Raw genomic sequence first — 12,895 nt, forward strand, 5'->3', positions numbered from 1 at the left:
GAGAGAACCATGAATCAGACAGAACTTCTGCATGTGCAGTTTCCGCACCTGCGCGACCTTGTGCCGTTCGATACCGCCCATACCGCCACGCCGTGGCTCGCGGATGACGAGTGCAAGCACACCCGCAAACTCTGCGCGTCGCTGGAAGAGGCGGTGCGCAAAAGCGGCCTGCGCGACGGCATGACAATTTCTTTCCACCATGCGTTTCGTGAAGGCGACCGGGTGATCAACCAGGTGGTGGCGACGCTTGCGCAGATGGGCTTTAAAGACCTGACGCTGGCGTCAAGCTCGCTGATGACCTGCAACGAGCCGCTGATTGAGCATATCCAAAGCGGCGTCATCACGCGGATTTACACTTCCGGCATGCGCGGCAAACTCGCCGAGGCGGTCTCTCACGGGCTGATGGCGGAGCCGGTGCAGATCCACTCCCACGGCGGGCGCGTCAAACTGTTGCAGGATGGCGAGCTGAAGATAGACGTGGCGTTTCTCGGCGTGCCGTGTAGCGATGAATTCGGCAACGCCAACGGCAGCCACGGCAAATCCTGCTGCGGCTCTCTCGGCTACGCGATGGTGGACGCGCAGTTTGCCCGTAACGTGGTGCTGCTGACCGAAACGCTTGTGCCGTACCCGAACATGCCTGCGAGTTTGTCGCAGGATCGCGTGGATTTTGTGGTGCCGGTAGAAAGCGTGGGCGACCCGGCGAAAATCAGCGTCGGCGCGGCGCGCGTCACCAGCAATCCGCGCGAGCTGATGATTGCCCGCTACGCCGCTGATGTGATTGAACACGCCGGCTATTTCAAAGATGGCTTCTCGATGCAGACCGGCTCCGGCGCGGCGTCCACCGCCTGTACGCGGTTTCTCGGCGAGAAAATGGCGCGCCGCGGCGTGAAGGCGCGCTTCGCGCTCGGTGGTATCACCGGCAGCCTGGTGGATCTGCATGAAAAAGGGCTGATAGACGTCCTGCTCGACACCCAGTGCTTTGACAGCCAGGCGGCGGCGTCGCTCGCGCGTAACCCGAAGCACATCGAAATCTCCACCAACGTTTACGCCAGCCCCGCCAGCAAAGCGGCCTGCTGCGATAAGCTCGACGTGGTGATCCTGAGCGCGCTGGAAATCGACGTCGGGTTTAACGTCAACGTGATAACCGGCTCCGATGGCGTGATGCGCGGCGCGTCCGGCGGGCACTGCGATGTGGCCGCGGCGGCGAATCTCACCATCGTGGTGGCCCCGCTGTTGCGCAGCCGCATTCCAACGGTGGTTAAACGCGTCACCACCCGCCTGACGCCGGGCGAGAGCATCGATGTGCTGGTTACCGATCACGGCATCGCGGTTAACCCTGCGCGGCCCGAGGTGCGCGAGCGGCTGGTCGCGGCGGGGCTGAATGTCGTCGATATTCATGCGCTGTGCGAACGCGCCGTGGCGATCGCCGGCGAGCCGAAACCCATTGAATTCACCGACCGCATCGTCGGCGTGGTGCGCTATCGCGACGGCAGCGTCATCGACGTGGTGCGTCAGGTTAAGGAGTAACGTATGGAAATTGATACGCCCGTGAATCCGGGCGTCACACTTGATGAGCTGCTGGCGGCGAAAGACGCGCGCGCCCGCCGTCAGCAGGCGTGGCTTACCCGCTACGGCCAGCCGGTGATTTCGCTCTCACTGGTAACGCCCGGCCCGATGAAAGACAGCGTGCGTTACCGCAATGCGTTCGCGGTGGCGGTGCAGGCCTGCGATCAACTACTGTGGCAGCACCGCTGGCCGTGGCTGGCGCGCGAGGTGTTTCACGCGCATACCGGCCCGACGGCGCTCTGGAGCGTGGCGCACCCGGCAAGCGAAATCAAAGCGCTGTGCGTGGCGCTTGAGCAGACGCACCCGCTCGGCAGGCTGTGGGATTTCGACATTCATTGCCCGCAGGCGGGCCAGGTGGGGCGCGCGTCGCTTGACCGTCCAGGGCGGCGCTGTTTGCTGTGTGATGAACCGGCGCACGCCTGCGCGCGTTCGCGCCGTCATCCGCTGGAAGAGGTGGTCGGACGCGTGGAGAAGATGATCGATGACTGGTTTGCCCGCGACTGACCGGCGCTCTGCGCGCCAGCCCGATGTGCCGTCACTCGCGGTGGCGGCGCTGTACGCCGAACTGACCCTGACGCCCAAGCCGGGGCTGGTGGACTGCGCCAATAGCGGTGCGCACCAGGATATGGATCACGCGCTGTTTGTCACGAGCATCAGGGCGATTGCGCCGTGGCTGCGGGTGTTTTATCAGCAGGGCGCGCAGGACGTTGGGCTTGCCGAAAGCGAGATGCTGCGGCGGCTGCGCCCGGCGGGGCTTGCGTGTGAGCAGGCGATGTTCAGCGCCACCGGCGGCGTGAATACGCATAAGGGCGGGATTTTCTCGCTCGGCCTGCTGTGCGCCGCCGCGGGGAGGCTTGCGGCGCAGGGTGAGCCGCTGACGCCAACCGCGCTCTGCATGGCGGTGAGCGCGATGACCCGCGGCATCGTAGCGCGCGAGCTGGCGCACGGGCGGCGGGCGGCGACGGCGGGCGAGCGTTTGTATCGCCAGTTTGGTCTGACCGGCGCGCGCGGCGAGGTGGAGAGCGGCTTTGCGACGGTGCGCCGCCACGTGTTGCCGTTCTGGCAGCATGCGCAGGGCGAGAGAGGGTTGCAGCAGGCGCTGTTGCGGCTGATGGCGGTTAATCCGGATACCAATCTGGTGTCACGCGGCGGGCTGGAAGGGCTGCGTTATGTTCAGAAGTGCGCGAGCGGCCTGCTGGCGCGCGGCTGGGACGACGAGGCGTTACGCGAGATGGACAGGGCGCTGATTACGCGCAACTTAAGCCCTGGCGGCAGCGCGGATTTGCTGGCGGTGAGCTGGCTGCTGGCGGCGCTGGCTTTGTGATTTGGCGTAAAAAAGGCGGGTGCGCTGCGCTTACCCGCCCTACGATTCAGCCACAAACCATTTGTAGGGTGGGTAAGCGCAGCGCACCCGCCGGATAACAGATTATCAGCCTTTTGTAGGGTGGGTAAGCGAAGCGCACCCACCGAATAACAGAGAACCTCCCCGCGTAGGGTGGGTAAGCGAAGCGCACCCACCAAACCAGCGCTACGCATCCACCTCTCACGCTTATTTACGGCGATACATCTTCTGCGCGGTATTGACCTTGTAGAGATAACGCCGCGATTCGGCAGACGGATGACGGTTGGTCAGCGTCTCGTATACATCGCCCGGCGATAACTGGTTGATAATATTCACCGCCTGGTCTTTATCGCTTGAGAACACCCGCAACACGCTGCCCGCGCCGCCGTTATAGGCGGTGATCACGGCGTAACGACGTGAGGTCGGGTTGGTAATGCCGCCCAGATACACATTATTAAGCATCGCCAGATACGCGGTGCCGGTATCAATGTTGCTTTGCGGATCAAACAGATAGCTGCGGCTCGGCGTGCCCCATTTGCCCTGCGAGCGGAAAACGTCCTTACCGGCGCTGTGCTGCACCACCTGCATTAGCCCGAGCGCGTCGGCATGGCTGACCGCATACGGGTTAAACGACGATTCGGTCTGCATAATCGCGAGGATCAGCGATTCATCCACGCCATATTTGCGCGACGCCTGACGCACCATGCCAATGTACTTATGGGCACGTTTGTCGAGGTGGTTCGGCACCAGGTTAATGGTCACGCTGTAGATAATCCGCAGGCCGTTGCTGCGGCTCTTCAGGTGCGTTTGCAGCAGGTAGTCGGCGAATTTCGATGCGCGGCCTTCCCAGCGAATCGGCTGCCCGGTGTTGTCCACCACCTGACCATAAAGGAACGGCTCGCGGGAGATCTGAATGTCATTAACATCAGAATAGAGATCGATAGAGCCGGGGTCGTCGCCCATCAGCAGCGTGGTGATAATCGCCCGACGCAGGCGCGCCGCAGGCTCGGTACCGGCTATCGTCTCAACCGTAATGGTGCCGTCGTCGAAGTTGATGTGGCTGCGCGTCTGGTACTGATCGGTATATTTCACGTAGTCCTTCGGACCCGCGATTAAAACTTCGTTAAATCCCCAGATGTTTTCAATGTTATGGGCAAACTGGCCCATCAGAATGTCAAACCCGTTGGTGTCCTTAATCCAGGCCTCGTTATAGGCGTTTTCGGCGTTTTTTTTGCTGGAGCAGGAGATGAGCAACGGCGCAATCAAAGCGAGCGCAAATATTTTTTTCATCATTCCGGGCGTGCTGTTGGGTTAAGTGAAAGGGCCAGAGGCCCTTACTGTTGTTCCGGCGGCGTGTAGCCTTCGATGTGCACCTCTTTGCCTTCAAACAGGAAATTCACCATCTCCTCTTCCAGCAGCTTGCGATGCTCAGGGTTCATCATGTTGAGCTTTTTCTCGTTGATAAGCATGGTCTGCTTCTTCTGCCATTGCGCCCAGGCTTCTTTCGAGATTTCGTTATAGATACGCTTACCCAGTTCGCCCGGATAGAGCTGGAAATCCTGGCCTTCGGCGTCACGCTGAAGAAAAGTACAAAAAATGGTTCTGCTCATCGTCAATCCTCATGAATGGCGCGAGCGGGGCGGGACGCCACCGGCTCTGCGCGCACTTGCTGTAACAGGCGCTCTACGGGGGCGGCGAGGCCCACCGCTGGCGGCTGCGCTAAGTTATACCAGAGACCCGACGCTTCATCCATGCAGGCGGCGGTCTGCTGCACGCCAAGCCACATCGGCACGATATCCAGATGGAAATGGCTGAAGGTGTGGCGAAAGGCGGTGAGCTGCGTCAGGCCGTCATCGTTAATGCCGCGCGCTGAAAGCCACTCGCGCAGCGCGGCTTCGCTCTCAAACTGCGGGAAACAGTACAGCCCGCCCCATAAACCCACCGGCGGGCGCTGCTGCAAAAAGAGTGCGCCTTCATGCTGAAGCAGTAGAAAATAGCCGGTTTTCTCCGGCAGGATTTGTTTGGGCTTCTTGCCAGGGTATTTCGCATAGCTCTGGTGGGCGAACGCCTCGCAGCCATTATTAAGCGGGCAGATCTCGCATTTGGGTTTCGAGCGGGTGCAGACCATCGCGCCGAGATCCATCATCGCCTGGTTAAAGCGCGCCACGCCCTCGGCGGGCGTTACCGTCTCGCTTATCTGCCACAGGCGGTTTTCCACTTCTTTTTTCCCCGGCCACCCTTCGACGGCGTAGCAGCGCGCCAGCACGCGTTTCACGTTGCCATCAAGGATGGGGAAATGTTTGCCAAGCGATAGCGACAGCACCGCGCCTGCGGTGGAGCGCCCGACGCCCGGCAGCGCGGCCACTTCCTCGAACGTTTCAGGGAATTTTCCGCCGTGCAGCGTCGCCACCTGCTGCGCCGCCTTATGTAAATTGCGGGCACGGGCGTAGTAGCCAAGACCGGTCCACAGATGCAGCACATCGTCGAGCGGTGCATTTGCCAGCGCCGTCACGTCAGGAAAGCGCGCCATAAACCGCTCAAAATAGGGGATAACGGTCGTCACCTGCGTTTGTTGCAGCATGACTTCCGAGAGCCATACTTTGTAAGGGGTTTTTTCCTGCTGCCAGGGAAGGGTTTTGCGACCATATTTGTCGTACCAGTCGAGCACCTGGCGGGAGAACTGCTGTGCCTGCATCATGAACGCGTGGCTTCCGGCTTGAATAAATCAGGGGCTGTGATTCCAGCACAGGCCCTGTGGGCTGTAAACAGGAACTTTCCTGTGCTTGCATCGGGCAACTATCTTTGGATAATGCCCGTTTCCCGAACCACTACTCAAACAGACTAATCGCCATGAATAACGACGTCATTTCACCGGAATTTGATGAAAACGGTCGCCCGCTGCGCCGTATTCGCAGCTTCGTCCGCCGCCAGGGGCGCCTGACCAAAGGGCAGCAGCACGCGCTGGACCACTACTGGCCGGTGATGGGCGTTGAATATCGCGCAGAGCCGCTCGATCTCGTCGCGCTGTTTGGCCGCGACGCGCCGGTGACGCTGGAAATCGGCTTCGGCATGGGCTCGTCGCTGGTGGAGATGGCGAAAACCAATCCGCAGCAGAATTTTTTAGGCATTGAAGTGCATTCGCCGGGCGTGGGCGCGTGCCTGAGCGCCGCGCATGAAGAGGGCGTCGAAAACCTGCGCGTGATGTGTCATGACGCGGTGGAAGTGCTGGAGAAAATGATCCCGGACGGCTCGCTGCATATGGTGCAGCTGTTCTTCCCGGATCCGTGGCACAAAGCGCGCCATAATAAGCGCCGCATCGTACAGGTGCCGTTCGCGCAGCTGGTGCTTCGCAAATTACAGCCAGGCGGCGTCTTCCATATGGCGACCGACTGGGAACCTTATGCCGAACATATGCTCGAAGTAATGTCTTCGGTGGAAGGATATGAGAACCTGTCCCCGACGCAGGATTATGTACCGCGCCCGGCCTCGCGCCCGGTGACCAAATTTGAACAGCGTGGCCATCGTCTTGGTCACGGCGTATGGGACTTAATGTTCGGGAGAGTAAAATAATGGCGAAGAACCGTAGCCGTCGTCTGCGTAAAAAGATGCACATCGACGAATTTCAGGAACTGGGCTTTACGGTAACCTGGCGTTTCCCGCAGGGCGCCACGGATGAGCAGATCAACACCACGGTGGACGAGCTTATCAGCGAGGCTATCGAGCCAAACGGCCTCGCCTTTGGCGGCAGCGGCAACCAGGCCTGGGAAGGGCTGGTGTTCCGCCAGCAGATCGGCAAATGCACCGATGAAGATCGCGAAGTGGTGCGCAAATGGCTGGAAGCGCGCGGCATGACGGATGTCCAGGTGAGCGAACTGGTCGACATCTGGTGGGATTAAGTTAAACAACGGGTCGGCTCTGCCGGCCCGTTAGCATTTCAGGAGCGAGTATGATGCGTAAAGCGCTGCTGGGCGTGTTGCTGGTGACAGCGATGCAGGCCCAGGCGGAATACAAATGCAGCGTCACGCCGCGCGACGACGTGGTGCTCAAGCCCCAGCATGTTCAGGTGGTGGGCGAAAACGGCGATCTGGTGATTGGCCCTGACGGCGCGGTGCAGTTTAACGGCAAGCCGATGACGCTTTCCGCCGCCCAGCGTCAGCAGGCGCTCGACTACCAGAAAGCGCTGCGCGCCACGCTGCCGTGGGTCGACCAGGGCGCGCTGTCGCGCGTGGAAAAAGGCCGCGTCGCGCTGGATAAAATCATCGCCAAAGAGGTGGGTGAAAACAGCAGCATGCGCGGGCGTCTCACCAAACTCGACGCGCAGCTGAAAACGCAGATGAACCGAATCATCGAGCATCGCGACGATGGGCTGACGTTCCACTATAAAGCCATCGATCAGGTGCGCGCCGACGGTCAGCAGCTGGTGAATCAGGCGATGGGCGGCATTCTGCAGGACAGCATTAACGAAATGGGCGCCAAAGCGGTGCTGAAAGGCGGCGGCAACCCGCTGGAAGGCGTGCTGGGGAGCCTGGGCGGCCTGCAAACGGCTATCCAGAACGAATGGAAAAACCAGGAAGCGGATTTCCAGCAGTTCGGCCATGAAGTTTGCACCCGCACCATTCAGCTCGAAGAGCAGCGTCAGGCGCTGGTGGGCAGCTTTAAATAACTGTGACGGGAGCGCTGTCTCCCGTTCTTTACCGTTTCGCCTTGCTCCGTCAGATACATCCCGTTACACAGAATCACAATCGCTTCCTCTTTGTCTTACTTTTTCGCACTACGCTCTACCAGTGACTTCACACGACAAACGCGAGGATGCGGATGAAACGGGATATTTCAGCAGGGAGCCTTATTTCTCTCTTTTTGCTCGCCATCATCACGCTGAACGTGGCCGTGCTCTGGGTGCAAAATTACCAGGCGGAGAGCGTGCCCGTTAGCGCCTCAGCTGACCGCTGTGTTAACGCCGCACCAGAATATTGTGAAGACGATGTACTGCCCGCAGGGCCGCTGCCCGGCGAGCCGCCATTACACGTGACTGAAGATATTTTGCCTCCCGTAAGCCCGCGCTTTTCTCCCGCGCAACTCGCGCTCTACCGTAATGATGATATGTATTGGCCGGACGACCTGCCCGATGATGATTTCTGGCTGGGCGAGGAGTCGGGCGAACCGTGGTAATTCAGGACTCAACTGTCATTACTCTTCTTCCTTTTGCCTGGGCGACGCGGCGTTTCTGAAGACGCCTCGCAGCGTCACGATTCCCTCCTTTACGCCTTTTCATAAACACGCATAGTGATCTTTGTGTTTGTCATCGGCCTGTACAGGCCATTTGTTTTCGTGTGTATGCATGTGTATATTATGAGGGCCAGGAGGGCGGATGAGATCCAGCGAGCTTATCAGGCGGCTGCAGACGGCAGGATGTGAATGCGTGAGGCATAACGGCGGCAGTCATCAAATATGGTGGTCGCCGCTCACGGGCAAAACGTTTCCCGTCCCGCACCCGAAAAAGGATCTGCCGCCGGGAACGCTAAACGCCATCCTGAAAATGGCCGGTCTTAAACCATAACTCGCCGGAGGCAAACATGTTTTTTTCTGTAGGCGTTGAAACGCCCGCGAGCGTTGATATGGCGTGGGGCATCGTGGTGCCTGCTTTATGCAATGAGGAATTTGGCTGTTATTCCGCAGTCGACGACAAAGCGGGTATTGCGCCTGCCGCTCGCGAGGCGATTTTGCTGGTGCTTGAAGAGATGATCCGTAGCGGTAAATATCGCGCGGAGGCGATCAGGGATGCCGGTCATCTCACCTACGCCGCGCACCCGGATTATCGCGCGTATGACAGCTGGTTCGTGATTGAGGTGGATCTGAGCGGGCTGGAAGGGCGTCAGCAGCGCATTAATATCACGCTGCCGGATACGCTTATCCAGCGCATCGACAACCGGGTTAAAGCGAGCGACGGGCGATACCGCGACCGCAGTCACTTTCTGGCGCAGGCGGCGCGCCATGCGCTACAGGGCGAATAATTCTGTTCAGCTGCTCCCTGAGCGCAGGGAGCGCAGGCTCAATCCTTCGGCGCAAGCGATGCAAAGGCGGCGCGGATCTCGTCTTCCGGCAGATGCGCGCCGATAAACACCAGCGTGCTGTGCGGCGTTTCGTCGCTCGCCCATTCGCGGTCCCAGTCGGCGCTGTAAAGCCGCTGGACGCCCTGGAACAACAAACGGCGCGGTTCGTCCTGAATATAGAGCATCCCTTTGTAGCGCATCAGGTTATCGGCGAACTCTAACAGCAGTTCTTCCATCACGCGGGAAACCGCATCCAGCGCCACCGGGTAATCAAAATTCACCACAATAGAGGTGATATCGGTCTGCGCGGGGGGCGCGAAGTGAAAGCGCGGCGCGGGCTGTACGATGCGCTCTTCGAGCATAAAGCCCTGGGTGTCGAAAATCAGCCCCAGAGCCACCTCGCCATGCACCACTTTATGCACCGGCGCGCGGGCGTTAATGCGGCGCAGACGGGCCAGCAGCGCTTCGTCTTCGCCCGCCACATCGGTTTTAGTCAGCAGAATGCGATCGGCGTAGCCGATTTGCGACTGCGCCAGCGCGTAGCGGTCCATCTGCTGTCCGGCGTGTACGGCGTCCACCAGCGTGATGACGCCATCCAGCAGATAGCGCTCGCACAGGGTGTCATTGGAGAAGAACGTCTGGACGATCGGACCGGGGTCTGCCATGCCGGTACACTCGATGATCACCCGATCGAATGTGGTGACGCCGCCGTCCAGCAGTTCCAGCAAATCGAGCAGCGCCGATTCCAGTTCTTCCGAGCGGGTGCAGCAGATGCAGCCGTTGCTGAGCGTTTTCATTTGCGTGGCGCGGCTGCCTAAGATTTCGCTGTCGATGGGCGTTTCGCCGAATTCGTTTTCAATGACCGCGATTTTATAGCCGTGGTTGGCTTCGAGAATATGACGCAGCAGCGTGGTTTTTCCGGCGCCAAGAAAGCCGGTTAATAGCGTGACCGCAACGGGTTGCATGTTTACCTCCGGTAAGTGTCAGCAGCAGCGCATGCCGCCTTCGCTGCTTCCGCCGTAACGCGCTTGCTGGCGCTCGCGGAAGAATTCGTCGTAGGTCATATACGGTTTATCCGGGTGATTGGTCTTCATATGCTCAACGTAGTTGTCATAGTCCGGAATACCAATCAGCATTTTTGCCGCCTGACCCAGGTATTTTTTCGCTTGTCCTAAGTTACCAAACATTGTGTTCCCCAGGCAGAAAAAGCCCGACGGTACGGGCCGGGGCTTGCGATTGTGTCGATGCAAGGTGGGTGCGCTCCGCTTACCTACCCTACGGATGAAATCTGCACGTGCGATGGTGGGTGCGCTCCGCTTACCCACCCTGGACAACAAATGAATCTGTTAAATGTAGGGCGGGTAAGCCTCGCGCACCCGCCGTTTCCGCCATCACATTAATGGTGCGATGAGGTTTTCACGCCGCCTTCCGGTACCGGCACATACGGCGTTTCTCTCGCGCACGGCTGTGCGGAACGACGCGCCTTCATCGCGGTGCGAACACCATAGAAAATGATGCTATACACCACCACCAGGAACAGAATGCTCAGGCCCGCGTTGGTGTAGTTGTTAATAACGATATGGTGCATGTTGGCTACCTGCTGCTCGGTCAGCTCCGCGCCGCCTGCGGCGATACGCGTTTTATATTCGTTCGCCATATAGAAGAAGCCTTCCATCTGCGGATTCACGCTAAAGAGCTTCATGCCGAGCGCCCAGGTGGTGCAGATAAGCAGCCACACCGCCGGCACCACGGTCACCCAGATATAACGGGTGCGCTTCATCTTCACCAGCACCACGGTCGCCAGCACCAGCGCCACGGCGGCCAGCATCTGGTTAGAGATACCGAACAGCGGCCACAGGCTCTTCACGCCGCCGAGCGGGTCCACCACGCCCTGATAGAGCAGATAACCCCACAGGCCGACGCAGCCCGCCGTCCCGACGATGCCCGCCACCAGCGAATCGGTTTTTTTCAGGAACGGCACAAAGTTGCCCACCAAATCCTGGAACATAAAGCGGCCAGAACGGGTACCGGCGTCCAGCGCGGTCAGGATAAACAGCGCCTCGAACAGAATGCCAAAGTGATACCAGAAGCCCATATCCGCGGCCGGAATGATTTTGTGGAACACGTGGGCGATACCGACGGCAAGCGTCGGCGCGCCGCCCGCGCGGTTCAGTACAGACGGTTCGCCGATATCTTTGGCGGTCTGCATGATCTGCTCAGGCGTTATCACAAAACCCCAGGCGCTCACGGTCGCCGCCGCGTGGGCAGAAACATCCTTGAGCTGCGCCAGAATCAGCGGCGCGTTGTCGGTGCCCAGCTCATGCAGGTTCGGCATAGTGATGCCAAGCCCGGCGGGCGGGGTGTTCATCGCGAAATAGAGGCCCGGCTCGATGATAGAGGCCGCCACCAGCGCCATCACGGCGACGAAGGATTCCATCAGCATCGCGCCATAGCCGATAAAGCGCGCGTCGGTTTCGTTCGCCAGCAGCTTCGGCGTGGTGCCGGAGGCGATCAACGCATGGAAGCCGGAGACCGCGCCGCAGGCGATAGTAATAAACAGGAACGGGAACAGCGCGCCTTTCCACAGCGGCCCGGTGCCGTCGATATACTGCGTCACGGCAGGCATTTTCAGTTCCGGATTGAGGATCAGAATGCCCACCGCCAGGCCGACAATCACGCCGATTTTCAGGAACGTCGCCAGGTAGTCGCGCGGCGCCAGAATCAGCCACACCGGCAGCAGAGCGGAGACAAACGCGTAGCCCACCAGCGCGTAAGTGATCGTGGTGTCTTTAAAGGTCAGCGCCGGGCCCCAGTACGGGTCGGCTGCGATCACGCCGCCGAACCAGATAGACGCCACCAGCAGCACCACGCCGATAACCGACACTTCACCCACGCGCCCCGGACGGATAAAGCGCATGTAGATGCCCATAAACAGCGCGATCGGCACCGTCGAGCAGACGGTAAAGACACCCCACGGGCTCTCCGCCAGCGCTTTCACCACGATAAGCGCCAGCACCGCGAGGATAATGATCATGATTAAGAAGCAGCCGAACAGCGCGATGGTACCCGGCACCGGGCCCATCTCCTCTTTGATCATCTCGCCAAGCGAGGCACCGTTCCGGCGCGAGGAGATAAACAGCACCATGAAATCCTGTACCGCGCCCGCCAGCACCACGCCTGCGAGCAGCCACAGCGTACCGGGCAGGTAGCCCATCTGCGCAGCCAGCACCGGGCCCACCAGCGGCCCCGCGCCTGCGATGGCGGCGAAATGGTGGCCGAACAGCACGTAGCGGTTGGTGGGCACATAGTTCAGCCCGTCGTTATTAATGACTGCCGGGGTCGCGCGCGTTGGGTCGAGTTGCATCACGCGGCTGGCGATATACAAGCTGTAGTAGCGGTAAGCCACCAGGTAGATGGAGACCGAAGCCACCACGATCCACAAGGCGCTGACGCTCTCGCCGCGGCGTAATGCCACTACGGCAAGACAAAAGGCCCCGATGACGCCAAGAAGCGCCCAGGGCAGATGTTTCATTACTGTTTTTTTGTCCATAGGAGACCTGCTTGTCAGACAGAGATAAAACCGGCTGTGACGTACATCCCTGGCGGCGCAGACGGCGGATAACCAAAAGATTTAAAACGCGCTTAATGATGACAAAACGCGCAGGCGGACTGGGCAGGGCTTCAACGAGCGGTTACATAGCGGGGCGAACGGTCATATAGCGGAGCGAGCGGTTCGCCAGCGCCATGAGCGGCGCGGGTTCTGTGACGCCAGTCACGGGGGGCGGGTAGGAGGTAAGAGGTGGCATAGGCGTTCGACGCTGGCACACGACCCTATTCTCTTTCCGACCGGCATTCACTTTCCCGCTGGGTAATAATGGTAAAAAGTAAAATAGTTTCGCGTTGGTAATAAGTTGCCTTCTGAATTAATAATACATGA

15 protein-coding genes are annotated in these 12,895 nt (G+C 59.7%); 9 read left to right on the forward strand and 6 right to left on the reverse strand.

What is annotated here, in order from left to right:
• The first annotated feature begins 9 nt into the window (after positions 1-9).
• Genes citF through citG form a run of 3 tightly spaced genes read left to right on the forward strand, consistent with a single transcriptional unit; the run spans position 10 to position 2,890 of the window.
• Positions 10-1,527 (forward strand): citrate lyase subunit alpha, encoded by a 1,518-nt coding sequence (gene citF / locus CSK29544_RS07840; protein ID WP_014728058.1) that lies wholly within the window; start codon positions 10-12, stop codon positions 1,525-1,527.
• Positions 1,528-1,530: 3 nt separating this feature from the next.
• Positions 1,531-2,070 (forward strand): citrate lyase holo-[acyl-carrier protein] synthase, encoded by a 540-nt coding sequence (citX, locus tag CSK29544_RS07845; protein WP_014728059.1) that lies wholly within the window; start codon positions 1,531-1,533, stop codon positions 2,068-2,070.
• The gene (gene citG, locus CSK29544_RS07850) at positions 2,048-2,890 is read left to right on the forward strand and encodes a triphosphoribosyl-dephospho-CoA synthase CitG (protein ID WP_014728060.1); all 843 of its coding nucleotides are present in this window, start codon (positions 2,048-2,050) and stop codon (positions 2,888-2,890) included. The genes citX and citG overlap by 23 nt, the downstream gene beginning before the upstream one ends.
• A 225-nt stretch (positions 2,891-3,115) precedes the next feature.
• Here the strand turns inward: citG and mltC are convergent, their stop codons facing one another.
• From mltC to mutY, 3 genes are read right to left on the reverse strand one after another with little or no spacing between them, the layout of a single operon-like run.
• Positions 3,116-4,198 (reverse strand): membrane-bound lytic murein transglycosylase MltC, encoded by a 1,083-nt coding sequence (mltC, locus tag CSK29544_RS07855; RefSeq protein WP_007870939.1) that lies wholly within the window; start codon positions 4,196-4,198, stop codon positions 3,116-3,118.
• Between the two features lie 44 nt (positions 4,199-4,242).
• Positions 4,243-4,518, reverse strand: a complete 276-nt coding sequence (locus tag CSK29544_RS07860) for an oxidative damage protection protein (protein WP_004388230.1) — start codon at positions 4,516-4,518, stop codon at positions 4,243-4,245.
• A gap of 2 nt (positions 4,519-4,520) precedes the next feature.
• A complete protein-coding gene (gene mutY, locus CSK29544_RS07865) occupies positions 4,521-5,606 on the reverse strand; it encodes an A/G-specific adenine glycosylase (protein ID WP_029038997.1) in 1,086 nt (361 codons plus the stop codon).
• Positions 5,607-5,758: 152 nt separating this feature from the next.
• On the opposite strand from mutY, the gene trmB reads away from it, so the two are divergent.
• From trmB to CSK29544_RS07895, 6 genes are all read left to right on the forward strand, one after another.
• Positions 5,759-6,478 (forward strand): tRNA (guanosine(46)-N7)-methyltransferase TrmB, encoded by a 720-nt coding sequence (gene trmB / locus CSK29544_RS07870; protein ID WP_012123788.1) that lies wholly within the window; start codon positions 5,759-5,761, stop codon positions 6,476-6,478.
• Positions 6,478-6,804 carry a YggL family protein gene (locus CSK29544_RS07875; protein WP_004388233.1) on the forward strand — a complete coding sequence of 109 codons (327 nt, stop codon included), beginning with the start codon at positions 6,478-6,480 and terminating at the stop codon, positions 6,802-6,804. The genes trmB and CSK29544_RS07875 overlap by 1 nt, the downstream gene beginning before the upstream one ends.
• A 50-nt stretch (positions 6,805-6,854) precedes the next feature.
• Positions 6,855-7,571, forward strand: coding sequence for a YggN family protein (locus CSK29544_RS07880; RefSeq protein WP_007870927.1), 717 nt, complete (start codon positions 6,855-6,857; stop codon positions 7,569-7,571).
• A 152-nt stretch (positions 7,572-7,723) separates the two neighbouring features.
• On the forward strand, positions 7,724-8,077 hold the full coding sequence (locus tag CSK29544_RS07885; protein WP_029038998.1) for a hypothetical protein: 354 nt from the start codon (positions 7,724-7,726) through the stop codon (positions 8,075-8,077).
• A gap of 199 nt (positions 8,078-8,276) precedes the next feature.
• Positions 8,277-8,465: a type II toxin-antitoxin system HicA family toxin gene (locus CSK29544_RS07890; protein ID WP_007764109.1), complete on the forward strand. Its 189-nt coding sequence runs from the start codon at positions 8,277-8,279 to the stop codon at positions 8,463-8,465.
• A gap of 16 nt (positions 8,466-8,481) precedes the next feature.
• The gene (locus tag CSK29544_RS07895) at positions 8,482-8,919 is read left to right on the forward strand and encodes a type II toxin-antitoxin system HicB family antitoxin (protein WP_029038999.1); all 438 of its coding nucleotides are present in this window, start codon (positions 8,482-8,484) and stop codon (positions 8,917-8,919) included.
• Positions 8,920-8,957: 38 nt separating this feature from the next.
• On the opposite strand, the gene yjiA is transcribed toward CSK29544_RS07895, so the two are convergent.
• The 3 genes from yjiA to CSK29544_RS07910 all read right to left on the reverse strand — a co-directional run bounded on the left by yjiA (position 8,958) and on the right by CSK29544_RS07910 (position 12,508).
• A complete protein-coding gene (gene yjiA, locus CSK29544_RS07900; RefSeq protein WP_029039000.1) occupies positions 8,958-9,923 on the reverse strand; it encodes a GTPase in 966 nt (321 codons plus the stop codon).
• A gap of 18 nt (positions 9,924-9,941) precedes the next feature.
• The gene (locus tag CSK29544_RS07905) at positions 9,942-10,145 is read right to left on the reverse strand and encodes a YbdD/YjiX family protein (RefSeq protein WP_029039001.1); all 204 of its coding nucleotides are present in this window, start codon (positions 10,143-10,145) and stop codon (positions 9,942-9,944) included.
• Positions 10,146-10,354: 209 nt separating this feature from the next.
• Positions 10,355-12,508: a carbon starvation CstA family protein gene (locus CSK29544_RS07910; protein ID WP_029039002.1), complete on the reverse strand. Its 2,154-nt coding sequence runs from the start codon at positions 12,506-12,508 to the stop codon at positions 10,355-10,357.
• Positions 12,509-12,895: the final 387 nt, after the last annotated feature.

This window comes from Cronobacter sakazakii, assembly GCF_000982825.1.
Classification (GTDB): domain Bacteria; phylum Pseudomonadota; class Gammaproteobacteria; order Enterobacterales; family Enterobacteriaceae; genus Cronobacter; species Cronobacter sakazakii.

What these genes read in the sequence shown, in the direction of transcription:
- citF (WP_014728058.1), top strand. Translation starts at nt 10, where the DNA reads ATGAATCAGACAGAACTTCTGCATGTGCAGTTTCCGCACCTGCGCGAC.
- citX (WP_014728059.1), top strand. Translation starts at nt 1,531, where the DNA reads ATGGAAATTGATACGCCCGTGAATCCGGGCGTCACACTTGATGAGCTG.
- citG (WP_014728060.1), top strand. Translation starts at nt 2,048, where the DNA reads ATGACTGGTTTGCCCGCGACTGACCGGCGCTCTGCGCGCCAGCCCGAT.
- mltC (WP_007870939.1), bottom strand. Translation starts at nt 4,198, where the DNA reads ATGAAAAAAATATTTGCGCTCGCTTTGATTGCGCCGTTGCTCATCTCC.
- CSK29544_RS07860 (WP_004388230.1), bottom strand. Translation starts at nt 4,518, where the DNA reads ATGAGCAGAACCATTTTTTGTACTTTTCTTCAGCGTGACGCCGAAGGC.
- mutY (WP_029038997.1), bottom strand. Translation starts at nt 5,606, where the DNA reads ATGATGCAGGCACAGCAGTTCTCCCGCCAGGTGCTCGACTGGTACGAC.
- trmB (WP_012123788.1), top strand. Translation starts at nt 5,759, where the DNA reads ATGAATAACGACGTCATTTCACCGGAATTTGATGAAAACGGTCGCCCG.
- CSK29544_RS07875 (WP_004388233.1), top strand. Translation starts at nt 6,478, where the DNA reads ATGGCGAAGAACCGTAGCCGTCGTCTGCGTAAAAAGATGCACATCGAC.
- CSK29544_RS07880 (WP_007870927.1), top strand. Translation starts at nt 6,855, where the DNA reads ATGATGCGTAAAGCGCTGCTGGGCGTGTTGCTGGTGACAGCGATGCAG.
- CSK29544_RS07885 (WP_029038998.1), top strand. Translation starts at nt 7,724, where the DNA reads ATGAAACGGGATATTTCAGCAGGGAGCCTTATTTCTCTCTTTTTGCTC.
- CSK29544_RS07890 (WP_007764109.1), top strand. Translation starts at nt 8,277, where the DNA reads ATGAGATCCAGCGAGCTTATCAGGCGGCTGCAGACGGCAGGATGTGAA.
- CSK29544_RS07895 (WP_029038999.1), top strand. Translation starts at nt 8,482, where the DNA reads ATGTTTTTTTCTGTAGGCGTTGAAACGCCCGCGAGCGTTGATATGGCG.
- yjiA (WP_029039000.1), bottom strand. Translation starts at nt 9,923, where the DNA reads ATGCAACCCGTTGCGGTCACGCTATTAACCGGCTTTCTTGGCGCCGGA.
- CSK29544_RS07905 (WP_029039001.1), bottom strand. Translation starts at nt 10,145, where the DNA reads ATGTTTGGTAACTTAGGACAAGCGAAAAAATACCTGGGTCAGGCGGCA.
- CSK29544_RS07910 (WP_029039002.1), bottom strand. Translation starts at nt 12,508, where the DNA reads ATGGACAAAAAAACAGTAATGAAACATCTGCCCTGGGCGCTTCTTGGC.